Source organism: Algoriphagus resistens (genome assembly GCF_001442615.1).
In the GTDB taxonomy this organism is placed as follows: domain Bacteria; phylum Bacteroidota; class Bacteroidia; order Cytophagales; family Cyclobacteriaceae; genus Algoriphagus; species Algoriphagus resistens.
Map to the genome: position 1 here is coordinate 138,771 of NZ_LMXN01000002.1, position 26,410 is coordinate 165,180.

The window sequence follows — 26,410 nt, forward strand, 5'->3', positions numbered from 1 at the left end:
CGTTTGTGCCTGTATACTGCGGTTTGTCGAAACAGAAATTTCGGCTAAAGCCAATGCACTAACTTTGTTATGATTGGTTTTTTAGTGCCATGAGTCGTTTACAATTAATTTGATTATGAAGTACTTACTAAATGTCTTTGTCTCAGTAATCATCTTTACGGGGCTGTTTACAGAAGGATTGTCCCCTGTCGTTCAGGCACAGTCCATTCTCAACAAAGTGAAAAATCGAGGGAGCCAAGCAGCTACCCAAAGTGTATTGAAAGAAACTGACAAGGTGGTTTCAAGAGGGATTGATAAAGCTTTCAAATTTGCCACTAATGGTATAGGGGAAGGGCAGGAGGAAGTGATCGATGAAACTGATTCGACAACAAAAGCTGATAAGGTAACGGATCAGAGGAATATGCTCGCATCCTTCAGCAAATATGACTTCCAGCCAGGGGATGCCGTGTTATATGCGAATGATTTTGGGTTAGAGGCCATCGGCGAATTACCCACTGGCTGGAACAGCAATGGCAGTTCTGTAATCGTCAGCTTAAATGGCATCCCCGGCAACTGGTTGCGAATGGCACAACGGGCAGTTGTTTTAACGGATAATGAATCCTCCTTGGGACCAGATTTTACCGTGGAATTTGATATGGTGTTGCAGTTTGATTTCAAGGGATATTTGGCACCTTCTCTCAAATTTGGGTTGCTGGACTCAGGTTCTGAATCACCATCTTCCAACAAGCTACTCAGCGACCCCAAGGGCGACAAGTCTTTTTATGTTGAAATTTCACCGCACGCCGATGGAGGAAACCTTATGTTGGAGAGTTATGAAAAGTATACACGTTATTTCAATAGCCCATCGACAAGAAATTCTTTAGTCAGTAAATGGTATGGAAAGGTAGTTCATGTGGCAATGCAGGGACAGAAAGAGCGGCTGCGGATATGGGTTGATGGTGAGAAGCTTTATGATGTGCCCAAGGGTCTACCGAAAATAGGTGTTTATAACCAATTGTTTTTTCAGTTGGGCAGTAGCTCATACACCAATGAACAGGTAGGTGTGTATTTCAGCAATATCAAGATTGCCAAGGGCTTGCCTGATACACGGCACAAGCTGGTTGAAGAGGGAAGATTTAGTACGACCGGAATTCTTTTTGACACTGGGTCGGCAATAATCAAACCCGAATCTGCAGGGGTGTTAAAGTCAATCTCAGACGTTTTGGCCCTGCATCCTGAAATCAGGGTAAGTATCACAGGTCATACGGATATTACAGGAGAGGAATCTGCCAATTTGGTGTTGAGCGGGCGGAGGGCAGCAGCAGTAAAAGAGGCACTTCACAACATTTATAAAGTTGATGCTTCAAGGATGGAAACTGAGGGGAAGGGTGAATCTGAACCTGTGGGCGACAACCATACACCGATGGGCAGGGCCCAAAACCGCAGAGTGGAATTTATTAAATTATAAGAAGCATGAAGAACTTAATTGTATATGCACTCTTGGGTTTCTTGTTAACGTCATGTGAGGAAGTTGGAGTTTCCCAATTACCGGACCCACTGACTGAAGGTAATGATTGGGACATAATAATACCTTCCTCAAAAGATCACCCAGGTATTGGGAACACCGAAGGTCTTCCAGAAGGGACTTTATGGCAATTACCTGAAGGTATTAAGCTGGTGGATCGACCGAATAAGCCATTTGACCCTGATCTTGGTTTGCTCTATGGAAGTTTGAACACCTTCTATGCCGACATCAGTTTTGTAAATAGACTAAAAGATACTATTTCAGTTGAACTGCCAGGTGGTCTGGTCTGCCTGTTCAAGCACGAAGGACGGACACAAAATGGGTTGTTGACTTCCACTGTCCGAGTCAAAGTACCCCCGACCCATACCGGTGACAATATACCGGCAGATACCACTACGGTGTATCTTGGACTGGGGTGTCTCAATTACTCTATGGCCTTCCCTTGGGAAGAAAACCAGCAATGGGATACGAAGGACTATCCCATTGGCAAGGGTATGTACGAGCCCAGCGTAATCATAACTGACCAAAACATTAAAAAGTTGCTGGATCTTTTGAAGAGTTATCCAAAGTTATCCATTTCGCAACATTACAACCCACAGGAAATGTTTGATGAAGATTATGAAACACCTGAATGGCGGATCATTTATACCTTAATCCAAGAGGCTCTTTGGAATATTACAGATGGCCAGGGACTTATTCGGAAGGACTACCTGGATTTGTTGGACGCGCTGAAGCCTTATAAATCATGAATAGCCCTTTTTTTCCCACTATGTCTTCTTACTTAAGTGTTTCTTTTCTTTCAAAATGGGGTTTTTCTGCCTTTGTATTATCTCTCCAAACAATAAATTTTGTTTTTGGTCAACTTAAAGTCGGCACCTATCAGTATGCTGATAACAATCGCATGGACAATATTCGTCCGGTTGCAGATATACTTGCCGTTTCATTGGAAGATTCTGCACGGGTTGTTAGTTACCCGAGTGTCAGTGGATTGATAGATGCAATTCAGCTTGGGGAAATAGACCTTGCTTTTATTAATACGTTGGGTTTTCTGTTATTATCAGAAGATGATGCGAGTTCTGAGATGGAACCGCTGGTAATCTGGAGTGTACCTACGGGCATTGGAGAAAATTACAGATGTATATTCATTGCGCCAGAAGGTGGGGAGGTAAGAAGTCTTGCGGATGTTACAGTGCATGCTGCTAAACTCTCACTGCTTCTGGTAAGCGAGGGTTCTACATCTGGAAACCTGGTACCACGGATATCGCTATCTATGTTGGGGATCAATTCACCCGAACTGCAATTTCAATCCTTAGCATATGGTGGTAACCATCAAGCTACTATAGAAAAAGTGGCCAGGGGAGATGCTTCATTGGGAGCCGTAGGAAGCGTGGCTTACACCGATTATATTAAGATAAGGTCGAATCCCCCGGTCAGACTGATTTGGAAGTCTCCTGAGATACCCTTAGGGCCTGTTTTGGTGAATAAGAGAATGTCAATGGCCAGAAAAGAAATAATAACCTCGGTACTCATCAATCTTCATAAAAGCCATAAAGAAGCCTTTGGTGAACTTAAGGATGGGTGGTCGGAAGTTAAAAATACAACAAGATTCATCCCTGTCCCAGATGACTATCGACCAACGCTCATGGATCAATTTGGTGATATTTCCAGTCTTAGCGCTATTCTTAAAACATTTGTCCCTTAAAAAATATCTGATAAACCAAAACTCTTAAAGCCATAGGGATTTTTTGTTGGGTATCGCCTCCAGCTTTAGCGGGATAATGGCTTTTAATTGAATTAAACTCCAAAAGTAAGGATTGACAGCTATGAATAAAATACTTGTTTTGACGCTTGTTTTTATAAATATGATAAACGGTCATGCACAGGATAAGCCTCGAAAAAACAGTCTGGGTTTCAATGTCGGTGCCAGCTACTTAGTCCGACAGGATTTAATCTTTTCGCCTTTTCAGCATAAGGACTTTACATTGGGCAATTTTGGTTTGAATTACACAAGGAGAGCATCATCGTACCAACAGATAACTTTAAACTATTCAAATTTTAACCCGATGGTTTTAAAACCATATGAGTTCAGCGATCACGGTGAAACTCAAAAAGCTTATCCTCATAGTTTTAACTTGTTTGATTTTGATTATCTGGTTGGGAAAAAAGTGAAGAAAGCCCAAAGGTCAACACTAATAGTCGGAGGCATCTTTTCAGCGAATATACAGGCTATGAACTATGTTTATGGGAGATTTGGCAATTTTGGGTATTTTTCCACACTTGGTTTCGGAGTATTTGCTCAAAAAGAGTTCTTAATCAGTAAAAGAAACCAATTGGATGTATCACTCCATTTACCATTGATAGCTTGGCTATCACGCTCTCCTTATTTGGTTAATGACGATGAGTTTATAGAAAATATTGGTTCGCACTCAGGCATCAAAACCTTTATGTCTTATTTGGGCGATGGCAAATTGGTAACATGGGATAAGCTGCAAACTTTTGATTTAGGACTTAGGCATAGATATAATTACAATGATAAGTTGGCTTTTGGGGTGGGTTACACTGTTGAATTCATCCATTCCTATCTTTCCAGAGATATACTTTCCTTTCGAAATTCCATACAACTTTCAGGAGAATTTAGTTTTTAAATGATGCAACCAGCAAAAAGAATAATTTTCGGCACATTACTAGTTGGTTTATTAACAGGATGTGATAGTATGTTTACTGAGCCACCCGCCAATGACCCGGAATCGATTTTTGAAAATTTATGGACGACCTTCAATGAGGAATATGCGCCATTTGAAGAGAGAAATGTAAATTGGCAAGAAGTATATCGCAAGTATCGCCCCAAGGTGAATAGCAATACTACGGATGGAGAACTTTTTAAGATTCTCTCAGCAATGTTGGAAATATTAAATGATGGGCACGTCAGTCTGACAGCACCGAATAGGGATATCTTTTATTCCAATAAAATAAAAAGGGATCTGGTTGATAATGGGTTGTTTAACGTAAGTGTTTTAAAAAGTTACCTTGAACATGGATATAAAGAAGGTGCGGAGAACAGTTTCATTTATGGAAAAATAAAAAATGAAAACCTCGCTTATATTTATTTTGACCATGTAGGGCAGAATTTTTTTAAGTTAAGCGATTTTCTAAATGATTACCCAGATGTTTTGGGATATATCATTGACTTGCGTCATAATCAAGGAGGTGATTTTACCTATTGCCTTTCCGAAATGGGTAGACTGACAGATCAGAAACGGCTTGTTTTTAAGAGCAAAACCAAGAATGGCAAGGGGGAGCAAGATTATGATGCATGGTATGAATGGTATATTTATCCTAAGGACAACTATGTAAACAAACCTATAGTGGTGCTAACAGACCGTTATACCCTTAGTGCAGGTGAACGGACCGTGATGGTTTTAAGGAGCTTACCAAACGTACAAATCTTAGGGGATACAACTAACGGAGCACATGGAACTATGATAGGGAGAGAATTGGCCAATGGATGGTTTTATTCATTGGTACCTCAGAAAGTTAAACTCAGTGATAATAAATCCTATGAGGGTGTTGGTTTGGCACCTGATATATATATTAAAAATAAGCAATCGGGTATAAACATGGGGATAGATGATACGTTAGAAAGGGCTGTAGAAATCTTAAGGTAGTACGCAACATGTTATGAATTATCATCGGCTGCTACTAAACAATTCAACTCCTTAGCCTAATGGACAATAACCTGTAGGCCTTTGGAATCAATACCTACAGCTCTTAGCGATTTTACCTGAGAACCTGCTGGGATTTTTCAACAGATTTCAGAAACAATGCGTACCACATTGAGCTGAATGAACTTATCATTTATCCAGAACATCTTATATACCCGAAACTATGCAAGTCGGATCAGTCAGGGATATCTACCAAATCCTGAAAATCAACTTCATATGCTTGATCTAGCAGTAGATGGTAATCCTTGCAGAAATTTTTATAGGCTGAAAGGGCCAGTGATTTTTTGCCCATTTTAAATAAGGTTGCACATTTTACCTTCAAAGCCTCTTCGTTTAGAGGATCAAATTTTAAGACAGTGTCAGCAACTTCAGAAAGCAGGGTTTCATCCTCGAGTTGGTCAAAAAGGATGGACATAGATTCTAAAACTTTTGAGGAAAAATTATTCTTATAAGGATCCATCCAGTCGGTCTGTATAGATGGACAAATCACACCGTTGGCCGTATAGCTTAGTAACTCTTTTATTTCTTGGATGGATAAGCTGTCTTTATGCTTAAGTTTTTCAATTTGGGTAATGCAAAACTGTAGATCAGAAAAGAACTCCTTGCTGTGCTCTATTTTCCAATAGGAATTAGTATGGGTCAACTGGATGGAAGGGGAGACCTTTTCGAGTACCAATCTTATTTTGCTCAGGTTTACATTTCTGTTGTTCCGGGCTTTTGTGGTGGATTTGTCGCTCCAGAGTAGTTCTGTGAGTTTATCAGAGGAAATCCCTTTTTTGTCGAATATAGTTGCCAGATAAATCAGCAGAAACAAGGCTTTTAAAGTCGGTGTGAATTGGCCGGTCTGGTTTTCACCCTGGCTATTGAATATCTGGAATCCTCCCATTAGATAAACCGCAGGCAACTTTGCAGGGATTTCTGTCAACGTATTCTCTTCCATTGCCTGCACCTTTTCAGCTTGGGCCGGTACCTGATCGTCTGAAGCTGGACTCTTTCTGTTTTTAGTTCCAATTAGCAGCATGAGAATAGCCAGGCCAATAATCGAAACAGTTAAACCAATTATCAGCAAGTTGTTTTTTCTTTTGAATTCACGCTGTATGGCTTCATCCAGGGTCAGTGGCGGATAGGCAATCTGGTAAAACTGGATCAGCGAATCTACCCTTGTGACTGCAATCAGTTTGGCTTTACCAGTCTGATAATACATGCTCGCCCAGCTACGGGTATCCAGAAAATTATATGGGATAGAATCCTGATAAATCTTTTGGTAGTTCTCGCTGATGCCAAACTCTGCAATTTTCAGGTATGTATTGAAATTCACGTTGTTGTATACTAGTGTAACAAAGGATTTTCCGATGTCCAGGCTGATAAGGTCGGCGATTGGCGTAAAGGGGTGTAAATCAGATTTCATCTCCTTTAGTTTGGTAACGCTGTTGTCCTGCAGGTTCAGGGAATAAAGATCATAATAATGCTGGGAATTGATTCCCTGCTTGCCACTTTGACTTCCATACCCTCCAAAAACCAACAGGTTGTTTTCATCGAGCCTACCCGTTGCAGTCAGGTAACGGGGTGGGATGGATTCGGAAAAATTGATGGAGTCCCAACTTTCTGTACCTATTTTTAGCCTGTTTAGATGGGACTTGTAGCTATAATGCCCATAGCCGCTGAATGCCACAATTTCACTTTCTTTGGGGAGAAAGAGATTGGAATGGTGCCAAAGATCGGGTTCTGGGCAGGTGTCCGGAGCGTATTGCCAAGAAAGATCCTGTAAATCAAAACGGTTCACAACCGCCGTGTCAAATGAATAGGAGATTATTTCCTTTGAAATAGGGTCATAAACGAAATTATTTTCAAGGCAAGGATAAGGGTTTCCTGAGGTATAAGTCAGCTCTTTGATCTTCGAATCCTCAGGAGTATAGAGGAGCAGGCTTGATTGCCCTAGAATAAAAATTGAATCTGAATTCGGAGTGCCTGTAATTCCTAAGGTATTAGGAAGTATGTATTCACCGGATTTCTTCCATTTAAGATGCTCGTCGATTTCCCATTTGGGATAGGATAAAGTAGCGATGTCCTGATGGACCAGATCGGCAACCTTGTTCTCTCCGTGCTTTTTGAGTTCCCAATGCCTGATCATTTTTTTACCGACTTCGATTTTCACGTCCTTCAGGGTCATGGGACAGACATCAGTATTGAGCATTTTGGATACCGTGCTTGCACCAAATACTATCCGCAGTGATTTGATTGTATCAATGTCAAGCGGGGCTGTGGTATGTTGGATATCGTTGATACTAAGGGTTATCGTATTGTTTTCCGGTTGATAGGCTAGATTGATCTTTACCCATTTGTTATATACTTCGCCCCCCAGATCTTCCCAATAAAAGCTAGCTACCACCTTATTTCCCACCACCAGCCAAAAATTCTCCGTTTCTGAAGCCAGGTTCGACACCAGATCTATTGGTATATTATCATTTGCCAGCATTTTAAAGATGTACCCGTAAAAACCATCTCCATCCCTAAACTGCACATCAAATTGAAAATTGAGCTCTCCATTTACCCTTAAAGGCGAATCAGGAGTCAGATTGAGGGAGGTTCTTTTATCCTGAATTACTTCGTGTGAATAAAAGTAGAGGCCTGAATTTAGCGTGGATTGGGCAATACATACATTGGATGCCAAAAATGTTAAAAAAGAAAGTAGAATAGTTAGTTTGCGGGCTTCCACAGAATTAGATTTACTAAGGTATTTTTTTCGATTTCCAGCAATTGGTATGCACCACCGCCGTTAGACTTGGGTTAAATCTACTGCCTTGGATACCATCAACGCTACACAAATTGCCTCGAATGGGTTTATAGTTAAAATTAATCAATTATCACATATGCGAAATCTTTTCAAACGCATCCTTCAATTCTGATTTGAAGTTTTGAATTTTCAATGGATTTGCAACTTTTTTTAATTTTTACCTACAAAAAAGTAGGGCATTAAGTGAATATTAAGCGCATTTTAATTGCCTGGACATTCATTTACGGTGTATTTATTTCAATTCATAAAACAACACCCAAAATGAAAAACGCTATACCATCTCAAGTTACCTGGCAACCAGCCGTCCATTTTTTCTATTCTTGGTACTTTTTCCATCCATGGGCAAAGTAGCAGTCTTTCTTCCTTTTTGATTCAATAGCCAAGAATCCCTCGCTGATTTAATACCGAGTATTTCCCATCCCGGAATTCTGGATGGAGGTATTGTTCTAGCTATAAACCCTACCGATAAATGCCTATGAAAAATGTATTACCTCCAAAAGGCCGCAGCCTTTGCAAGCTACCCCAGTTTCATTTTATAAGTTCTTTATTAACCCAATAACCCTCTTGCTATGATAAACAATAACCCTAAAATTTTGGAGAGCCGACTGAAATTCTCCTTTCTGCTGCTCTTCAGTTTACTGGTAGGACTTCCTGTCTGGGCCCAAACTGGGGAGGACATAAAAAAGGAGATTACCGGAACGGTGGCCGATAGCAACAACGACCCTTTGCCAGGAGTCACAGTCCTGTTGAGAGGAACCACAACCGGAACAGTGACAGCGATTGACGGGAGTTTTAAACTACTGGTACCCAATCAAGGGGCCATACTTGACTTTAGTTTTATAGGGTACAAAACCCAATCGATTGAAGTAGGAAATCAGAGTCGTCTTTCCATCACCATCGAAGAGGACATCGCCGGACTAGAGGAAGTAGTGGTCATTGGCTATGGCACCCAGAAGAAAGAATCACTTACCGGTGCGATCAGCCAGATTGGTTCTGAAGAAATACAGACGACCACCAGCTCCAGTCTTGCCCAAAAGCTGCAGGGAAAAGTGCCGGGTTTGCAAATCCGTCAAAATTCCGGCCAGCCGGGGGAATTTAATACTTCCATCAATATCCGGGGGTTCGGTGGAGCTCCACTTTATGTGATTGACGGGATCCCCAGGGACGGAGGGAGTGAATTCCAGCGTTTGAATCCAGATGATATTGAAAGTATTTCGGTGCTTAAAGATGCCTCAGCCGCCATTTACGGTGTCCGGGCTGCGAATGGTGTAATTATCGTTACCACAAAAAAAGGGACTAAGGGAGCGGCAAAATTCAATTATAGCGGAACAGTAGGGTTTCAGACGCCGACTGGGGTTCCTCTGATGGCATCTGCTTCCCAATGGGCCCAGATGCGGAATGATGCAGCCCTTTTTGGGACTGGAGCTCCTTTTTACTCTGAGGAAATCCTCAATAATTACATAAACTCAGCTCCAGGCTATGAATCTACTAATTGGTATAATGAGACCCTGAAGGATAAAGCATGGCAATATCAGCAGAACCTCAGTGCCAGCGGAGGTAATGATCAGGTAAGCTATTTTATCAGTGGTGGATACTTCAATGAGCAGGGTTTGCTGAAAACCAACGATATAAAATACAAACGCTATACCCTTAGATCAAATATTACTGCAAAGCTTACCAATTCATTGGAAGCACAGGTTTTTATCGCAGGTAAAATAGACAAGCGATCAGATCCCGGGGAAAACTTCTTCAATATTTTCAAAGGAACCCGTACTACCTTACCTATAGAAAGACCATTTGCCAACGACAATCCAAAGTTTCCATCGGCCGTAGGATCGGGACAAAATCCCGTTGCATTGGCCGACCGTGGTTTGACCGGCTATAATGAGACAACAGATAAGAACATCCAGTCTTCTGTGGCATTGAATTATAAGGCGCCTTTTTTGGAAGGTTTGACTATGAAGGGATTGGTAGCCTATGATTTCACCTCTTATCTCAACAAAAATTTATTCAAAAGCTATAATCTCTACAATTACGAATCAGAAGCTGATGACTATGTAGTTCAGAAGCAGAGAGATGGAAATGCCAACATCTCAAATTACAGTTCCGATTTTAACCGCGTGACCCTTCAGGCACAGGCTGCATACAATACAAAAATCAATGAGGATCATAGGATAGGAGGTGTAGTCGTTTTTGAACAGCAGCAGACCTGGTCCAGGTGGGTGTCTGCGCTTCGTTATTATGATTTTTATACGACTGACCAGATCAATTTTGCAGGTTTGAATAACCAGCAGGCCGGAGGATTGGAAGACCAGACAGCACGGGTATCCTTTGTGGGAAGGCTCAACTATGACTACAAGGACAAGTATCTAGCTGAGTTTTCATTCCGTGAAGATGGTTCATATCGCTATCATCCTGATTCCAGGTGGGGATTTTTCCCGGTCGGTTCCTTAGGCTGGAGAATTTCTGACGAAGGCTTTATGAGTGGTACTGCCCACTGGCTTTCTGATTTGAAACTACGTGGATCATTTGGAATAGTAGGGGAAGATGCCGGAAACCCGTTTCAGTTTGTGAGTGGCTACACCACTACTGGAGGCGGGGGTTATGAATTCATTGACGGGCAGTATACTGTAGGGGCAGGTTCCCCGGCTATTGTCAATCAGAACCTTACGTGGTTTACTTCTGAAATTCTTGACCTGGGATTTAACCTTGGTTTGTGGGATGGCAGGTTTGCGATGGAATTCGATGTATATCAGCGAAACCGGAAGGGATTACTTGCCTATAGAAACCAATCGCTTCCCAATACATTTGGAGGTGCCCTACCGCAGGAAAACCTGAACAGCGACCAGGTCCGGGGTTTGGATATGATGATTGCATACAGGAATGAGGTCAACGGCTTCAGGTATGGAATCAGCGGTAATTTCAATTATGCTAGGACTAAGAACCTGTATGTGGAAAGAGGCGAATTTCTCAATAGCATGGACCGATGGAGAAACGGTAACATAGACCGTAACAACGATGCTGTCTGGGGATTCCAATACCTGGGACAATTTGCAAATGAGGAAGAGATAATCAACTCTCCAATCCAAAATGGCTCATTGGGAAATATCCGGGAGCTTCCCGGGGATTTCAAATATCAGGACGTGAACGGGGATGGTATCATTGACGGCAACGATATGCTTCCAACATTCTGGAACGGCACCCCAAAGATGTTTTTTGGCCTTACTTTAAACGGTGCCTACAAAGGTTTTGATTTTAACTTCCTGTTTCAGGGGGCGGCCAAATATTCAGTTAGGTTCAATGAGGTTTATGCAGAAATCCTTGCCTTTAAAGGTTCAAATACCCCGGCTTATTTCTTTGATAGATGGCGCAAGGCAGATCCAAGTAATCTTGACAGCGAATGGATACCTGGCACCTGGCCGGCATCCAGGCTTATTGAGAATGTAGGGATGATCTATGCGGAAAGTGAAATGTGGAGAAGGGATGCATCCTATGTCCGGTTTAAGAGTGCTGAGATAGGCTATACAGTTAATGCGTCAGCTCTCCAACATGTTGGACTTTCCAGCCTTCGTGTATTTGGAAACGCCCATAATATTTTCACGATCACTGATCCATTCGTCAAGGCTTTCGATCCGGAGAAACTGGAAGGCCTGTTCAATGCTGGCTTTACATACCCTTTGCAGCGCAGTTTCAACTTTGGCATCAGTGCAAACTTCTAAACTACCAGATATGAAAAAAATACACAATTATATAGTGATATTGATTGCCTTACTCATACAGCTGTCTTGTTCGGATGTGCTGGATAAGCAGCCGCTGGATAGGATTCAGGGTGAACAACTGTTTTCAGACCCGGAAGGGGTAAGGCTATACATGGCCAATCTATACTCCCAGCTGCCCGTAGAGGATTTCGCCTATTTCCGAAACGGTTTCAATATCAATGGAGGTGATCCCAACAATGGCGGGTTTGTCGTAGCGATGCTGACCGACGAGGCAGTTCATTCTGAATTTGGTGACTTCTTCCGTAATGAGGATATCTCCTGGTGGGAACCTGCCTATAAATTGATCAGAGATGTCAATCAGCTGATCGAGATTGTCCCCGAGATCGATGTGACTGAAGCTGACCGCAGCCAGATACTCGGGGAAGCTTTATTTATCCGTGGCTATGCCTATTTCGGTCTGGTCAAGCGATACGGGGGAGTCCCTTTGATAGCTGAGGCCCAGGACTACACTGGGGATATAGAATCCCTTAAGGTACCAAGATCCACAGAGAAAGAAACCTGGGACTTTTTATTGAACGACCTTCAGAAAGCCAGTGAGGCTCTTCCGGAGCTTTGGCCAGGTGGGGAAAGAAGAGCTACCAAATGGGCGGCCCTTGGCTTGATATCCAGAGCTTCGCTACATGCAGCGTCTATAGCAAAGTACGCAGCGAAAGCCCCGCTTTCTGGTGACGCGGCAGCAGCAGGTCTGGTTGGTTTGAATACCGCTGACGCCAATACCTACTATCAGCTTACCATTGCTTCCTCTGATGAGATAATTAAAAGCGGGACTTTTGGTCTATACCAACCCAACCCTTCCAGCCCACAGGAGGCTGCAAGAAATATCCAGGGAATGTTTCAAAACCCGAATGTTGCACTGACTGAAGCAATATTCAGTAAAGGATTTGCCATCCCCGACAATGACAGGGGGCATAACTATGACATTTGGTTTGGACCTGCACAGTTGGCAAACGGGTGGCCACACCCGGGAAGGATGAATCCTACACTGGAATTTGTGGAGCAATATGAGACTTATGATAACCCAGGAGCAATCACTCCTTTAGAAACGAGATCAGATGGGGTGAATTCTGATTATAATGGCTTCAATCCATCGGTATCCTACATCAGCTACAATGATCCGGCGGTCTTATTCGCCAATCGTGACGCTAGGTTCCATGCTACTGTTGTGGCTCCGGGAGCGGAATGGAAAGACCGGGAGATTATCATCCAGGCAGGATTTATCAAACCAGACGGAACACCGGTAATCCGGACAAAAGATCAGGTTGAGGTGAACGGAAGGATGTTCTATTCATATGGAGCGGAAAATACCTCTCAATATTCTGGATTTGATACCTATGGTGGAAACAATACCCGCACAGGGTTTTCATTTAAAAAGTTTCTAAACGAGGATAAAGCAGTAGTCCCGGGCTGGAACCAAAGTACTACGGATTTTATGGATATACGCTATGCTGAGGTGTTGCTCAATTATGCCGAGGCGGTAGTGGAAAGCGGACAGGGGGATGCCGCATTGGCAGCAAAAGCGATCAACGATATCCGTCGCAGAGCGGCACATACCCTAGAGATTCCACTTACACTTGAAAATGTTCTTAGGGAAAGAAGGGTCGAACTGGCTTTTGAGAATAAAAGATATTGGGATCTTATTAGACGGAGAACTTATGAAGAGGAATTCACCAACAGAAGGAGGCATAGCCTGTTTCCCCTTCTGGACTTAAGAGCTTCAACTCCCGCCTATATTTTCGTCCGGGAAAATGTCCCCGCAATGGAAGCGCAGAACTTTCAGCCAAGATTTTACTATAGACCGATCCCTGGAATCGGAGGAAACGGTCTAATTCAAAACCCATCCTATTAATAACATGGGAATTAGTATGAAACCGAGCATGGCGCAAGCATCGCTCACCGGGATGATCGCAATGCTTTCGAGATTCCATAAGGCCTTTAAAAGACAAATTATAATCCTATGAAAAATCAATTATATCCCCTGATCCTGTTTGCAGTAGGTTTGTTCTCCTGTGAACTGGACAATTATGATGCACCGACAGCGAGTATGTCAGGCAGGTTTGTAGACGCTCAGACAGGCGGGCTGGTGGAACAGGACCTGATCAACGGTACAGTGATCCAGCTGGCAGAACATGGATATGATCCTGTAGGCTTGCAGTATCTGGCAGTTAAAAATGACGGGACTTTTGAGAATAAGCTCCTGTTTGAAAATACGTATACTGTTCAGCCGGTTAGAGGGAATTTTTATCCCTTAGATGAGCAGGAGGTAAAAATCACTTCGGGGACCACGTTGGATTTTGAAGTTACGCCTTACCTGCGGATAATCAACCCGCAAATCTCCTATTCAAACGGAAAAGTTACAGCGACCTTCAGCATCGGGCAGACTGGGGCTGCCAACGTACGGAAAATCGGGCTGTTTGCCCATCCAAACCCTGTGGTAGGACAACCGGTACAGGTTTATTCTGTAGAAGAAGACCTGAATAGAGATGTGACTGAAGACGAAGTTTTTACTCTTGAAATTGATGTGATAAACAACAGTTCGATTTTTGGCAAATACAATGATTTCTTCTTCAGGATTGGCGCAATTGCCAATGCTGCCGAATCAAAGTATAATTATGTCACCGCTGAACGAATCACCCTTTAACCAACATGAACTATTATAAAATGATCTTATCTTATTGGATTTCAATCGTATTTCTGAGCATCTTCGGGTGCTCAGAGTCACCTGAGCCAGACCCGGTTCAAAAACCTGTTCCTACCGACCCACCTCCGACTGAAATAACCTACGATGAAGAAGGTCTGTTATACACTGGTATAGATGGGTTGGTGATGGCAGGTTATCAGGGGTGGTTTGCTGCCGAAGGGGATGAATCAAACAGGGGGTGGTATCATTACAGAGCAGGATGTGGTTTTCAGCCCGGGTGCTCCACCATTGACATGTGGCCGGATGTAAGTGAATATCCAAAGACCTATCCCACGGATTTCAAATTCCAGAATGGCGAAACTGCCAGGCTGTTCAGCTCATATGATGCAGAGACCACGGATTTACATTTCAAATGGATGCAGGAATATGGGATAGATGGTGTGTATCTGCAGCGGTTTGTAGCCGAAGTCAGGGATTCAAACCCTGCCGGTAAAAGACATTTTGACAAAGTATTGGAAAATGCTTTGGCGTCTGCCAAAAAATATGGAAGGGCTGTTTGCATCATGTATGACCTGAGTGGTGCAGAAAGTGAGGAAGTCCGCAACTTTGTGGAAAAGGATTTTTTTGAACTGGTAAGCAGGTATAAACTCTTTGACAACAGTGAAAATCCGACCTATCTGAGAGAAAATGGAAAACCTTTGTTGGCTGTTTGGGGAGTAGGTTTCAATGATAACCGCAAGTATACCATTGATGACGTTTCAGTTTTGGTCAATAAGCTAAAAGGAACTAGAAATAGGGTTTCTGTTATGTTGGGAGTTCCCTATTGGTGGAGATCCATGGGCAATGATACTGAAAACAACCCACAGCTCCATGAGGTGATCAAAAATGCGGATGTATTGATGCCATGGGCAGTCGGAAGGTACAGTTCCGATAACTATGCATCGGTCTCTTCCCAGACCCTGGTTTCAGATTTACAGTGGTGTAAATCCAATGAAGTGAAATATATGCCTTTGGTTTTTCCTGGCTTTAGTTGGGGGAATATGAATGAAGGAGCTGAATACAATGCCATCCCAAGGCTGAAAGGTGATTTTTTCTGGCAGCAGGTCAACGGAGCGGTGAAATCCGGGGCAGAATCACTGTATATAGCCATGTTTGATGAAATCGATGAAGGAACTTCAATTTTCAAGGTGCTTCATGAAGGAAGTACTCCAGTAAATGGAGATGGAAAATTCATTGGTATTGAGCCTGAACTTCCATCTGACCATTACCTCTACCTGACAGGTGAAGCGGGAAAATGGTTAAAAGGAGGTACTGGTTTTAACTCCTCCCAGCCAGTAAGACAATAACAAAAGAGCAGTTTCTAGACCAATCAATGACGAACGAGGATAGAGAGAGTCCCCCACGGCGACAGAAGTGAGTGGTGGATTTCATAGAGTTTATGATGAAGGACCAGAAATACAACCAGGCCCGGATGTGGTGCGGGCTGATGTGGCTGGACTTTGAGGGAGATGAGAAATTCGGCAAGCCCTTCAATGAGCTTTCTAGAGAGCAGGTGTTCCAGCTAGTGAAGGAAGTGGCCTGACTGGAAAGGGCGAAGTCGGAATATCAAGGTGCCGTAAGCTGGTTCAACATGCTTCGCGATATGACCTGTTTGGGATATTTCTCCACAGAAGCCGGCTGGAAATACATAGGTTACATAGGTAACCTGCCGAATATCTGGGATGGGGTACCGCAGGAGGTGATGGATAGGTACTATGAGGGAAACCTGATCGAAGGACATGAGGAATCTATTGCTATGTTTTAGATATCTGCTAGTGGGAAGTATTATCCACTTATTTAGATCATGCTATGGGTAGAAATCCAACACAGTCTAAAGAAAGCGCTGGTTGAAACATGTATCTCAATGGAGCTGGGCTATCAATCCCCATGGACATTTACAAATGCCTGCCCATAGAATGACCACCGTTCCTCAGTCCGCTCCCATAATCCTGATATAATAATTGCCTCAGTACAGGTGCAAGGTATCTGCTTTTAACCATAGGTTAGTGATTTTGGGAGTTAACAGGTCTGGGGAATTCCGTTATCTACACAAGGTCTGTTTGGCCAACATACCCAATACCTTGAGGGATTCGTCTATGCGCTCGCTCCAAGGCATCCCATAGCTCAGGCGTATGCAGTTTTTATATTGGTTTTGAAGGGTAAACATCCGGCCAGGGGCAATGGAGATTTTGTGTTTCAATGCTTCTTGGAACAGATGAGCAGTATCCACTTTGGGATCCAGCTGAATCCAGATTAGGAAACCTCCTGTGGGCCTGCTGACTTTTGTGCCCTCCGGAAAATAGGTGCCGATGGCCTTTAAGTATAGAATAGAATTGGAATATAAAATGCTTCTGAGCTTTCTTAGATGGTTTTCATACCTGCCTGTTTCCAGAAAATTGCCCACAGCTTCCTGAACTATGCCCGTTGACGAAACAGATTGGTATAATTTAGTGCTGATGATTTTTTCCTTAAACCTTCCCGGAGCTGTCCAGCCTACTCTATAACCGGGAACCAACGTTTTGGACATCGAGCCGCACCAGAGCACATTTCCGCTCTGGTCAAAGCTTTTGCAGGATTTTGGCCGGTGATTTCCGAAAAATACATCCCCATAGAGGTCATCCTCTATCAGGGGTATATGGTGGTATTCCAGAAGCTTTACCACGGCTTCCTTATGCTCATCCGGCATGCAGCTTCCTGTGGGGTTGTTAAAATTACTCACCAACAGGCATGCAGATACTTTTGTGCTGTTTATGGTTTGTTGCAATGCCTCTATCTCAATTCCGGTTTCCGGGTGGGTGGGGAGCTCCAACACCTGTAATCCCAAACTCTTGGCCAGCTGCAGGACACCAAAATAAACAGGGCTTTCTGTGACCAGAACATCCCCTTTCTTGGTGATGGACATCAGACTTAAGGATAGCGCTCCCATACAGCCAGGGGTAGTTACCAGGTCATCTTCACTAAGTTTGCCATCCCAGCTTAGGCTTCCTTTGGCGATCTGGTTTCTTAATTTTTGATTTCCCTGAATACTATCATACATGATCCCGTTATTGGGTAATTCCCGCATCGCACGTGTGAGGGACTTGTTGATCTTGGCAGCAGGCAAGAGGGATATATCAGGCACTCCTAACGAAAAATTCACATGGCTGTCTGTACCCAATACCGAAAAGACACGGGCAATCAGATTTTCGGTTTCATCGGCTCCTTCATCCATTATCGGACGGCTGGTTTCGGGCAGTTCTGGAAATTTCTGATGGGAATAGCTCACAAAATACCCCCGCTGCGGCCTTGAAGCAATCAGTCCTTTTGACTCCAGGTAATAGTAGGCATTTAAGGCGGTATTCATGCTTACTCCTTTTTCCCTGCAGATTTCCCGTACCGAGGGAAGTTTGTCTCCTATTTTATATACCTGTTTTTTGATCTGGTGCTCAATACTTCGGGCTATCCTGTGATAAATAAACTCTTGGGACATAATTATATCATTCTATCTGTACCCATCAAAAATAGTAAAATTGTATCTGTATTCATTTCCTTTCTTTTTTCAGATTTGCTTTATGGCAGCTTACCTATTGAATTAAAGTATATGGAAAAAAAAAGCGACATTCTGATTTCTGAATTCTCCCAGGAGCATTCCCATTATTTTGGATCCCTTAATAAAGAATGGATCCAGAAGTCCTATACATTGGAGCCAAAGGATCTGGAGCTATTGGATAATCCCCAGCAATCGGTTATTGATTCCGGAGGGGCAATTCTCTTTGCCAGCTACCGGGAGGAAATTATAGGGACTGTTGGTCTGAGACTCTTAGACGATGGTCAGATGGAAATGATTAAGCTGGCGGTAAAGGAGGAGTACAGGGGACTGGGAGCAGGCAGGCTTCTATGCCTTGCAGCCCTGCAAAAAGCAAAACAGATGGGAGCAGGCAAAATGGTGCTTTATTCTAACACGCTTCAAAAAAAGGCAATTGCACTTTATAGAACATTGGGATTTGTAGAGCGGCCTGTGGAAAAGGGAGTTTATGCCCGCGCAAATATCAAGATGGAATATTCTTTTCAGGAAGACTATGCAACAGATTAACTGGTTTGAGCGCAGATTTGAATTCCATACCAGTGTGGCTTCTTTTGGATCCTTGACTGAAAGGATGGCCGAAGCACCTAGTCTATTCGAGAAAAGAATCAGTGGGATTTCAGAGAAAACCTGTCAGAACAAACCGGAGGAGAAATGGTCGGTCAAGGAGCATCTGGGGCATCTCTCGGTGCTGGAGCCTGTCTGGAGACTGAGGTTTCAGGATATCCGGGAAGAAAGGACTGTCATGGAAGGGGCTGATTTAACTAACAGGGCCACCCACAAAGCCGATTTTAACAGCCGGAGCCTAGAAGTGCTTTGCAGCTTGTTTCAATCGGAAAGGAAGAAGACACTGGATTTACTTTCAGGCTTCTCGCAGATAGATTTACAGAAGACTAGTACGCATCCACGGTTAAAACAACGGATGAACTGCTGCGATCTGATGCTGTTTGTTGCCGAACATGATTTACACCATTTAAACCAGATAAATAACCTATTGAACTATGATTGAATCAAATTTTATCCCAGTAACCAAGGCTGCGGTTTCAGCATTGGGACCGGAAAATCACGGACCTATTGTTTTTGGTAAGAATCCTACGGACCACATGCTTCAGGCTGTTTTTTCGGACAATTCCTGGAATTCCGCCGAAATTGTTCCTTTTGGGAACCTTATGCTTAGTCCTTTGTCGCTTTGTCTGCACTATGGGCAGACAGTTTTTGAAGGGTTCAAGGCTTATCGGCAGGCTGCAGGTGGGGTCAGTATTTTCCGTATGGAAAAACATTTTCAACGCATCAACCGATCCTTGTACCGTATGGGGATGCCGGAACTGCCTGAGAGGCTATTTATGCAAGGAATCAGACAGCTCGTAGAGCTGGAGAAGGACTGGGTGCCTTTGGACCTGGATGCTTCCTTATACATCCGTCCCTTTGTTTTTGCATCTGAACCAAAACTTGGAGTAAAGGGAGCGAATGAATATCGTTTTATGGTTGTGTGTATGCCAATGGGTAAATACTATGATCAAAATGTCCGCGTGAAGATAGAGACCGGATTTGTCCGGGCAGTGGAAGGAGGTACAGGAGGGGCGAAGTGCGGAGGTAATTACGCTGCTGCTATTTTGCCGACCCAGCTGGCAAACAGAGAGGGGTATGATCAGCTGATCTGGACTGATGCAATCCATCACGAATACATGGAAGAGTCCGGTACCATGAATCTGATGTTTGTTATCGATGGGAAGCTCATCACACCGTCCTTGTCTGGAAGTATTTTGGATGGGGTGACGCGGGATTCCATCCTGACTATAGCGCGGGATCTGGGTGTTCCTGTAGAAGAGCGGAAAATCAGTTACAGGGAGTTGATCTCTGCTTTTGAAGAAGGGAAGGAAATAGAAGCTTTTGGGGTAGGGACAGCGGCAGTAATTTCTCCTATAGAAAAGATCGGTGTCAATGGGCGGGATTATTTTCCGTCGGTCCAAGAGGGTTGCCTTTTTCTTACCTTGAAAAAACAACTGCAGGATATCAGAACAGGTCTTGCCCCTGACCGTTACGGCTGGAATGAAATCATGTAGTGGCTACTACTAGGAAATTGATAGCAACCGGAGCCAGTCGTTGAATAAGGGCAACAACTGTCTTGCTGGTCGGTAATTCAGGCCATTAGCTGTTGCTTAAATGACAAGTTGATAAGTAAAAAACGGGAAAATATGCCATTTATAAGAATCAGTTTACCGAAGAAACTCTCACAAGAAACGAAAGATAAAATTTCATTTTCTGTGCATCAATCGTTAATGCAGGAATTCAACATACCTGAAAATGACTATTTCCAGATTATTGAAGAATTAGAACCCGAACAAATTAAGTATCCCGAAAAATATTTAGGAATTGAACATAGTTCAGATATTGTTTATGTTCAAATTATTGCCGGACAAGGACGGACATTAGCGCAAAAAAAGAAGCTATATAATGAAATCGCCATTCAAATAAGTTCTTCAACCTCTATTACTAAAAATAACGTGATAATAGTGCTGCTTGAGAATAACGGAAGAGAAAATTGGTCATTTGGTAATGGTCAAATCCAAGAATTTAAACACTTGGATAAATGAAAATATCGAACATTGACCAAGCATTGAACAATGTTGGCCTAGATAAAAATGTAGGTGTAAGACTCGCTCTTTTAACAGGAGATGGGGATATGTCTGTAGTTGCCATTGAGTTGAAGAAAAATCAGCATATCCCTTCCCATTACCATAAAAAAGGAATTGAAACTTATTTTATCCTGTTTGGGGAAGGGATTGTATCCCTGGGAAAAGTAGATGGAAAGCGATTAGTTTGGGAGTACGAAGAAAAAGTAACCAGTGGAGATTCCTTTACCATACATCCTAATGAAGTTCACAAATTTGAGAATATCTCTGAACAGAATTTGAGAATAATAGCAACTACACCATTGAGCCACATCGGTGAGGACCGATTTTTTGTACAGGAGAATTGACAACCCGAAAAGTTAACAAGGCATGAAAGTAATACCAGGTGTGCAATGAAGACAATAGTAATAACCGGGGCCAGTCGTGGAATCGGAGCAGCAACTGCCTTGCTGGCCGGTAAATCTGGCTATGCAGTAGTTGTGAATTACCTGACCTATAAGGTGGGAGCTGAGTTGGTAGCACATGAAATTGAACGTCTGGGGTCAAAAGCATTCGTGATGCAGGCAGATATTTCCAAACCGAATGAGATAACTCAGATGTTTAGTAGGATAGACCAGGAATGCGGCCCCATTCATGGCTTGATAAACAATGCTGGAATACTTGAGCCTCAAATGGGTATTGACAGGATGGACAGTGAACGTCTCCTTCGGGTAATGCAAACTAATGTCATTGGAACGATAGTATGTTCAAAAGAAGCAGTAATCCGTATGTCTTTAAAATATGGGGGTACAGGGGGAGCAATCGTCAATGTTTCTTCAATTGCAGCTAAAACAGGCGCTCCTTTTGAATATGTGGATTATGCAGCATCCAAAGGAGCTATTGATACGTTCACTGTCGGGTTGGCAAAGGAGGTGGCTGCGGAAGGTATCAGGGTGAATACTGTCCGTCCCGGGTTGGTTTATACAGATATACACAAAGCTGGTGGAGAAGCAGGTAGAGTGGATAGGTTAAAGGAAAAGATTCCTCTTAAAAGAGGAGGGCAAACAGAGGAAGTAGCTGAAGCTATTCTCTGGCTTTTATCAGAAAAATCATCTTTTACCACGGGAAGTTTTATCGATGTTTCGGGAGGATTGTGAATAGAGGTATTATGAAAATGTTTTACGGGGATTTTTTCCGGTACACTTATCAGCTCAATTATGGATTAGCCACTCCATGTAGCACTGGGGTTAATCGCATTGCCGGTGAGGATCCTCGATTTGAACCTGACAAGTCGGTTTATAAGTAGTTTAAAAGGTAATTTTAAAGTTTACTATAGAAGAACATATCACATGGGAAAGCAACTGGAATCCATCACTGTGGAGCTGAAAGAATTCATAGAGGATCAAAAAATATTTTTTGTGGGGACTGCCGCCGAAGAAGGGAGGGTCAATGTATCGCCCAAAGGTACTGACTCATTTCGGGTGATTGATCCTAATACTATTGCCTGGCTCAATTTGACCGGTAGTGGGAACGAAACTGCCGCACATGTTATCCTGAACGACAGGATGACCATTATGTTCTGCGCCTTTGAAGGCAAACCTATGATTCTGAGATTATATGGCAAGGCAAAGATCTACCACAAGCGGCATAGAAGATACCAGGATTTCATTGCCTTGTTCCCAGAAAACACGGGGGCTAGACAAGTCATAGAAATGCATGTGGATTTGGTCCAGACATCCTGTGGTTTTGCGGTGCCTTTTATGGACTATAAGGAGGAAAGGGAAACGCTGAATGCCTGGTCCTCCAAACAGGGGGTTCAAGGGATTGAAACTTATTGGGAAAAGAAGAACACCAAAAGTATTGATGGTTTTGAGACTGAAATCCTATGGGATTCGCAGGAGCAATAAATTATAGCAGAACTTAGCTGAATATGCTTCATACTATACAAATCTGGAGGTCTGTGTTCTTCTTAACAAAAAAATGAACGTATTTCTTGCCCGCCTGCGGGACATGCATGGAAATCAAAATTGCACATTCCAAATGTTAGGCTCAGATCGTCTTGGGAATCATTGAAATTCTACGGTATGAAATCCTTCTTGCTATAATTGGACCAGATCCAATTGCCGGCTGCGGTAATATCTGTCCAGGGCCCGTAGAACTGCTTTTGATACGTCCTGTTCGAAAAGTACATTTTAAAAGAATGGGCGTGATCCTATGTTAATGTTCCGGGTCAGGAAGTATGTTTTTAAAAGTCTTCCCGTCTTTGATCACTACTAAGACATTTTCTTTAGGATTGGTGATAAGCTCCAGATTTTCCAACGGGTTCCCGTTGATCAACAGTAAATCCGCCAGGGCATTTTCTTGGATGACACCTAGTTTTCCTGGATATGGACTTCTTTTCCCTGATAGGGACAGCAATTCTGCGTTAGATGAGGTTGCCATTCTGAGAATTTCAAAATTGGAATACCATCTTTTCATTTTTAGCAGTTCTTCGCCTTGACGACTTGCTTTGTCAGCATTGAAAAGAACATCTGTACCCCAGGCAGTCTTAATGCCATATTTTTTTGCCAGAGCAAAGGCATGATCGGTGCCCTGATACATTTCCAGCTGCTTGGCACGGCTTTCTGGACTGAGGGTGGTATTGACGGCGCCTTCTTCTTCCACAAAAGGCTGGAGACTCCACCAGATTTCTTTTTCCGCCATTAGCTTTACTGTCTGCTCATCGATTAACTGCCCATGATCAATGCATTTGACCCCTGATCTGATGGCAGTTTGGATTGCCCTTGGAGTGTAGGCATGCACAGTGACATAAGTCCCCCAGTTTTCTGCGGCATCTACTGCTGCTTTGAGTTCTGCCTCCGTATATTGGCTCACATCCAATGGATCGTAGACTGAAGTAACTCCACCTCCTGCCATTAATTTTAATTGGGAGGCTCCCAGCATCAATTGTTCCCGGGCCTTTTTCAGGACTTCATCAGGTCCATCGGCTATTGCCGCAGCGTTGATTCTTTCAGAGTAACTTAGACCCTTTGAATCATCGGAAGGTACTTCATAAGGCAACCTGAAATCTCCATGTCCGCCAGTCTGGGAAAGAAAAGCACCAGAAGGGAAAATCCTTGGTCCTGTAATAATCCCGGCGTCTATGGCTTTTTTTAACCCAAACACAGGGCCTCCCAAATCTCTGACCGTAGTAAAACCACGCTGAAGCATTGCCTCTGCATTTTGACCAGCCGCAAGATTTACAAAGCCTACATCAGAGGTGAGCAAGGCTAGCTGGGGCAATGTGGCAAACATGGTGTGGTAGTGTGCATCTATCAAACCCGGCATTAAAAACATTCCCTGACCGTCTATCTTCTCAACTTCCAGATCTGAGGGGAGCGCAATGGCTGTCTTGGAAACCTGCCTGATCTTGTTTCCCTGAATCCAAACATGACCCGGAAAGGTGGTTTCATTGATTCCGTCAAAAATTACCACATCAAGGATCAACAGGTTTTTCTCCTGGCCCAGGGAATAGAATGTAGTTGTAAATACTGTCAGAAGGACAAGAAAAACGGATTTAAGTGAAAAAGTATGCATCTTGTTTAGGGGTTAACTTCAATCAATTTACTATTAGTTTTTGAAAAAAAACTACACATCTCTTATTGAAAGTCCTGTTTTTTCTGATGACTTCCATTTTCCGGATTTCTTTCGTTAAAAGGTGAAGCATTTTGGGGTAAGTTGATACAAACGTTACTGTAGGTAAATTCCAGGGATAGGTACCATTTAGTGCTTCTCAGTTGTTTTCTCAAAAAAGATTAATTTTGTAACGCATCTTATTTTCTAGCCGATTAGTTGTTTTGTGGCGTAATTCAATTTTAATAATAAAAACCATTCTTAATCATGATTTCATAAGGACGAAGAGAAATAGGCAATGATTTAGCGTAAGGTTAAATGACCGGTTATTTTTCTGTTTGAATCCACTAAGGAAATCCAGGATTGAGGAATTTTAGTATGGAAAGTTTTATTGGTTCAAGATTTCAATCTCATGGATTACTTGTAGTTATTTTATTTCTGTTCCAAGGGATTACAGGAGCATGTTATGGTCTACAACTTTCAGTTCAGGTTTCACATGACAGCCTTTTTCTTGATGGGAATTCTTCACTGAGAAAAGGCGATTTTGGTAAAGCTGACTCTCTTTTTAAAAAGGGATTTGAATCTGCTAAAGCCGACAATGATTCATTGTGGATGGGCAGGTTCCTCAATGGAAGCGGGAGTGTAAAACTTGCGCAGAAAAATTCACAGGAAGCCATAAAGTACTACTTGGAAGGACTGAATTATCTCACCGATTCTTCTTATTCAGCAGATTACGCCAAGCTGGAGAGCAATTTGGGGGTAATCTATTCTGGGTTAAAGGAATATGGGACGGCGAAGCAGTATTTCGAGCATGCGTTAAGCTTACTGAAGCAGGAAGATAATTTGATGTTGTCGATAATGAGCAACCTGTTCGGGGTTTACATGGAGTTAGGCGATGGGGATGAGGCCGAAAATGCAGCGAATAAGGCTATAGAAATGGCTGAAAAACTTGGGAACAGGAACGTAAAGGCGATTTTATCAACCAATCTCAGCAATTTTTATCTACAAAAAGAAGATTGGCTAAGGGCTATACAGGCAGGAAAAGAAAGTTTAAAAATAAGGGAGGAATTGCAGAGTGGTAATCTATCAAAGACACTGAACAACATAGGTTATGGTTATTTCATGTTACATGACTATGATCAGGCGGAATCTTACTACCTGAAAGGGTTGGACAATGCCGGTCCCAAGGAAGAAATCCAGTTAATATGGAATTTGCAGAAAAACTTCCAGGGAAAGCAAAACTGGGCTAAAGCATCCGAATATTTGGAAAAATATGTTTATCTGAAAGATTCTCTCCACGAAGTTTCCGAGAAAGCAAAAGTGCTGGAAATTACTGAAAAATATGAATCTGAAAAAAAGGAACTTAAGATAGAAAACCTGGAGGCTGAAAATGACCTTCAAAGAAAATTGATCCTCAAAGAAAGAATCCTGGCAGGATTGATTGTTCTATCACTGTTGGTTCTTACGGGCTTTTTGCTGTTGTTGCTCAAGCAACGCAGAACACAGCAAGCTTTGGAAAAATCAAAATTGAACCAGCGCTTTTTACTAACCCAGCTCAATCCGCATTTTATTTTTAATGCACTTCAAAGTATCCAGAATTATATCTATAGAGAGAAAAGGGATAAATCTGCCGAATACATTGCTGCTTTCAGTAAATTGGTCCGTTCTGTTTTAGAAAACTCAGAGAAGGATTTCATTCCCATCACAGAGGAAGTGGGCATGATCCGGCATTACCTGAGCTTGCAGCAGCTAAGCTATAATTTTGATTTCAATTTGACGATCAGCGATGCAGAGGCCATGGAAAGTTGTTCCATTCCGGGAATGTTTATCCAGCCTTTTGTCGAAAATGCCATTTTGCATGGGGCAGGAAAAAGAGAAAATGGAAAGGTAAATCTGGAATTCGACCTTTCTGAAGACAGAAAGATGGTGACCTTAGTTATTTCTGATAATGGGACAGGAATAGGGGACATTAACTCTTCTAATACAGATGGCCTTCACCGCTCCATGTCCATGAAAATATTGAAAAAACGTATTTTGGAATTTAACCATGGTCACCGGGAAAAAATCCTACTCTCCATCACTGATTATTCTGAAGATCCCCAGTACCCCGGCACCAAAGTTACTTTCAGATTCCCCGTATTTTACTAG

Annotated in this window: 20 protein-coding genes and 1 pseudogene; 18 read left to right on the plus strand and 3 right to left on the minus strand. The window is 42.7% G+C overall.

All coding sequences use genetic code 11. From position 1 onward, the window contains the following. Positions 1 to 115 precede the first annotated feature (115 nt). The 5 genes from AS141_RS03935 to AS141_RS03960 all read left to right on the plus strand — a co-directional run bounded on the left by AS141_RS03935 (position 116) and on the right by AS141_RS03960 (position 5,169). Positions 116 to 1,447 (plus strand): OmpA family protein, encoded by a 1,332-nt coding sequence (locus tag AS141_RS03935; RefSeq protein ID WP_057936335.1) that lies wholly within the window; start codon positions 116 to 118, stop codon positions 1,445 to 1,447. 5 nt (positions 1,448 to 1,452) lie between these two features. After that, on the plus strand, positions 1,453 to 2,253 hold the full coding sequence (locus AS141_RS03940; protein WP_057936336.1) for a hypothetical protein: 801 nt from the start codon (positions 1,453 to 1,455) through the stop codon (positions 2,251 to 2,253). After that, a complete protein-coding gene (locus AS141_RS03945; protein ID WP_057936337.1) occupies positions 2,250 to 3,206 on the plus strand; it encodes a phosphate/phosphite/phosphonate ABC transporter substrate-binding protein in 957 nt (318 codons plus the stop codon). Before AS141_RS03940 ends, AS141_RS03945 begins: the two co-directional genes overlap by 4 nt. Positions 3,207 to 3,327: 121 nt before the next feature. Continuing rightward, positions 3,328 to 4,149, plus strand: coding sequence for a hypothetical protein (locus tag AS141_RS03955; RefSeq protein ID WP_157243380.1), 822 nt, complete (start codon positions 3,328 to 3,330; stop codon positions 4,147 to 4,149). Positions 4,150 to 4,218: 69 nt separating this feature from the next. Next, positions 4,219 to 5,169: a S41 family peptidase gene (locus AS141_RS03960; protein WP_198293492.1), complete on the plus strand. Its 951-nt coding sequence runs from the start codon at positions 4,219 to 4,221 to the stop codon at positions 5,167 to 5,169. A gap of 232 nt (positions 5,170 to 5,401) precedes the next feature. Here AS141_RS03960 and AS141_RS03965 read toward each other — a convergent pair whose 3' ends face one another. Beyond that, a complete protein-coding gene (locus AS141_RS03965; protein ID WP_057936341.1) occupies positions 5,402 to 7,942 on the minus strand; it encodes a kelch repeat-containing protein in 2,541 nt (846 codons plus the stop codon). Between the two features lie 647 nt (positions 7,943 to 8,589). Here AS141_RS03965 and AS141_RS03970 point away from each other — a divergent pair. The 5 genes and pseudogenes from AS141_RS03970 to AS141_RS27340 all read left to right on the plus strand — a co-directional run bounded on the left by AS141_RS03970 (position 8,590) and on the right by AS141_RS27340 (position 16,241). Further along, positions 8,590 to 11,739 (plus strand): SusC/RagA family TonB-linked outer membrane protein, encoded by a 3,150-nt coding sequence (locus AS141_RS03970; protein ID WP_082632173.1) that lies wholly within the window; start codon positions 8,590 to 8,592, stop codon positions 11,737 to 11,739. A gap of 10 nt (positions 11,740 to 11,749) precedes the next feature. Further along, positions 11,750 to 13,645 (plus strand): RagB/SusD family nutrient uptake outer membrane protein, encoded by a 1,896-nt coding sequence (locus AS141_RS03975; protein WP_057936342.1) that lies wholly within the window; start codon positions 11,750 to 11,752, stop codon positions 13,643 to 13,645. A gap of 108 nt (positions 13,646 to 13,753) precedes the next feature. Beyond that, complete coding sequence (locus AS141_RS03980) at positions 13,754 to 14,437, plus strand: DUF3823 domain-containing protein (protein WP_057936343.1); 684 nt, start codon at positions 13,754 to 13,756, stop codon at positions 14,435 to 14,437. Positions 14,438 to 14,442: 5 nt separating this feature from the next. Then, the gene (locus AS141_RS03985; RefSeq protein WP_057936344.1) at positions 14,443 to 15,783 is read left to right on the plus strand and encodes a glycoside hydrolase family 71/99-like protein; all 1,341 of its coding nucleotides are present in this window, start codon (positions 14,443 to 14,445) and stop codon (positions 15,781 to 15,783) included. Positions 15,784 to 15,908: 125 nt separating this feature from the next. After that, a pseudogene (locus tag AS141_RS27340) lies at positions 15,909 to 16,241 on the plus strand (gluconate 2-dehydrogenase subunit 3 family protein). 276 nt (positions 16,242 to 16,517) lie between these two features. Here AS141_RS27340 and AS141_RS03990 read toward each other — a convergent pair. Beyond that, positions 16,518 to 17,945 carry an aminotransferase-like domain-containing protein gene (locus tag AS141_RS03990; protein ID WP_057936345.1) on the minus strand — a complete coding sequence of 476 codons (1,428 nt, stop codon included), beginning with the start codon at positions 17,943 to 17,945 and terminating at the stop codon, positions 16,518 to 16,520. 111 nt (positions 17,946 to 18,056) lie between these two features. Between AS141_RS03990 and AS141_RS03995 the strand changes: the two genes are divergently transcribed. From AS141_RS03995 to AS141_RS04025, 7 genes are all read left to right on the plus strand, one after another. Then, positions 18,057 to 18,548, plus strand: a complete 492-nt coding sequence (locus tag AS141_RS03995) for a GNAT family N-acetyltransferase (RefSeq protein WP_157243383.1) — start codon at positions 18,057 to 18,059, stop codon at positions 18,546 to 18,548. Then, positions 18,535 to 19,047, plus strand: coding sequence for a DinB family protein (locus AS141_RS04000; RefSeq protein ID WP_057936347.1), 513 nt, complete (start codon positions 18,535 to 18,537; stop codon positions 19,045 to 19,047). The genes AS141_RS03995 and AS141_RS04000 overlap by 14 nt, the downstream gene beginning before the upstream one ends. After that, on the plus strand, positions 19,040 to 20,101 hold the full coding sequence (locus AS141_RS04005) for a branched-chain amino acid aminotransferase (RefSeq protein WP_057936348.1): 1,062 nt from the start codon (positions 19,040 to 19,042) through the stop codon (positions 20,099 to 20,101). The genes AS141_RS04000 and AS141_RS04005 overlap by 8 nt, the downstream gene beginning before the upstream one ends. 132 nt (positions 20,102 to 20,233) lie before the next feature. Continuing rightward, positions 20,234 to 20,632, plus strand: coding sequence for a tautomerase family protein (locus tag AS141_RS04010; RefSeq protein ID WP_057936349.1), 399 nt, complete (start codon positions 20,234 to 20,236; stop codon positions 20,630 to 20,632). Continuing rightward, the gene (locus AS141_RS04015; RefSeq protein ID WP_057936350.1) at positions 20,629 to 21,018 is read left to right on the plus strand and encodes a cupin domain-containing protein; all 390 of its coding nucleotides are present in this window, start codon (positions 20,629 to 20,631) and stop codon (positions 21,016 to 21,018) included. The genes AS141_RS04010 and AS141_RS04015 overlap by 4 nt, the downstream gene beginning before the upstream one ends. 45 nt (positions 21,019 to 21,063) lie before the next feature. Then, on the plus strand, positions 21,064 to 21,807 hold the full coding sequence (locus AS141_RS04020; RefSeq protein ID WP_057936351.1) for an SDR family oxidoreductase: 744 nt from the start codon (positions 21,064 to 21,066) through the stop codon (positions 21,805 to 21,807). A gap of 192 nt (positions 21,808 to 21,999) precedes the next feature. After that, positions 22,000 to 22,557, plus strand: coding sequence for a pyridoxamine 5'-phosphate oxidase family protein (locus AS141_RS04025; protein ID WP_057936352.1), 558 nt, complete (start codon positions 22,000 to 22,002; stop codon positions 22,555 to 22,557). Positions 22,558 to 22,867: 310 nt separating this feature from the next. On the opposite strand, the gene AS141_RS04030 is transcribed toward AS141_RS04025, so the two are convergent. Beyond that, positions 22,868 to 24,226: a metal-dependent hydrolase family protein gene (locus tag AS141_RS04030; RefSeq protein WP_057936353.1), complete on the minus strand. Its 1,359-nt coding sequence runs from the start codon at positions 24,224 to 24,226 to the stop codon at positions 22,868 to 22,870. Between the two features lie 414 nt (positions 24,227 to 24,640). On the opposite strand from AS141_RS04030, the gene AS141_RS04035 reads away from it, so the two are divergent. Beyond that, positions 24,641 to 26,410 carry a tetratricopeptide repeat-containing sensor histidine kinase gene (locus AS141_RS04035; protein ID WP_057936354.1) on the plus strand — a complete coding sequence of 590 codons (1,770 nt, stop codon included), beginning with the start codon at positions 24,641 to 24,643 and terminating at the stop codon, positions 26,408 to 26,410.

Excerpts from the sequence above, each read along its gene's own strand:
- AS141_RS03935 (WP_057936335.1), top strand. The coding sequence starts at position 116 with ATGAAGTACTTACTAAATGTCTTTGTCTCAGTAATCATCTTTACGGGG.
- AS141_RS03940 (WP_057936336.1), top strand. The coding sequence starts at position 1,453 with ATGAAGAACTTAATTGTATATGCACTCTTGGGTTTCTTGTTAACGTCA.
- AS141_RS03945 (WP_057936337.1), top strand. The coding sequence starts at position 2,250 with ATGAATAGCCCTTTTTTTCCCACTATGTCTTCTTACTTAAGTGTTTCT.
- AS141_RS03955 (WP_157243380.1), top strand. The coding sequence starts at position 3,328 with ATGAATAAAATACTTGTTTTGACGCTTGTTTTTATAAATATGATAAAC.
- AS141_RS03960 (WP_198293492.1), top strand. The coding sequence starts at position 4,219 with ATGTTTACTGAGCCACCCGCCAATGACCCGGAATCGATTTTTGAAAAT.
- AS141_RS03970 (WP_082632173.1), top strand. The coding sequence starts at position 8,590 with ATGATAAACAATAACCCTAAAATTTTGGAGAGCCGACTGAAATTCTCC.
- AS141_RS03975 (WP_057936342.1), top strand. The coding sequence starts at position 11,750 with ATGAAAAAAATACACAATTATATAGTGATATTGATTGCCTTACTCATA.
- AS141_RS03980 (WP_057936343.1), top strand. The coding sequence starts at position 13,754 with ATGAAAAATCAATTATATCCCCTGATCCTGTTTGCAGTAGGTTTGTTC.
- AS141_RS03985 (WP_057936344.1), top strand. The coding sequence starts at position 14,443 with ATGAACTATTATAAAATGATCTTATCTTATTGGATTTCAATCGTATTT.
- AS141_RS03990 (WP_057936345.1), bottom strand. The coding sequence starts at position 17,945 with ATGTCCCAAGAGTTTATTTATCACAGGATAGCCCGAAGTATTGAGCAC.
- AS141_RS03995 (WP_157243383.1), top strand. The coding sequence starts at position 18,057 with ATGGAAAAAAAAAGCGACATTCTGATTTCTGAATTCTCCCAGGAGCAT.
- AS141_RS04000 (WP_057936347.1), top strand. The coding sequence starts at position 18,535 with ATGCAACAGATTAACTGGTTTGAGCGCAGATTTGAATTCCATACCAGT.
- AS141_RS04005 (WP_057936348.1), top strand. The coding sequence starts at position 19,040 with ATGATTGAATCAAATTTTATCCCAGTAACCAAGGCTGCGGTTTCAGCA.
- AS141_RS04010 (WP_057936349.1), top strand. The coding sequence starts at position 20,234 with ATGCCATTTATAAGAATCAGTTTACCGAAGAAACTCTCACAAGAAACG.
- AS141_RS04015 (WP_057936350.1), top strand. The coding sequence starts at position 20,629 with ATGAAAATATCGAACATTGACCAAGCATTGAACAATGTTGGCCTAGAT.
- AS141_RS04020 (WP_057936351.1), top strand. The coding sequence starts at position 21,064 with ATGAAGACAATAGTAATAACCGGGGCCAGTCGTGGAATCGGAGCAGCA.
- AS141_RS04025 (WP_057936352.1), top strand. The coding sequence starts at position 22,000 with ATGGGAAAGCAACTGGAATCCATCACTGTGGAGCTGAAAGAATTCATA.
- AS141_RS04030 (WP_057936353.1), bottom strand. The coding sequence starts at position 24,226 with ATGCATACTTTTTCACTTAAATCCGTTTTTCTTGTCCTTCTGACAGTA.
- AS141_RS04035 (WP_057936354.1), top strand. The coding sequence starts at position 24,641 with ATGGAAAGTTTTATTGGTTCAAGATTTCAATCTCATGGATTACTTGTA.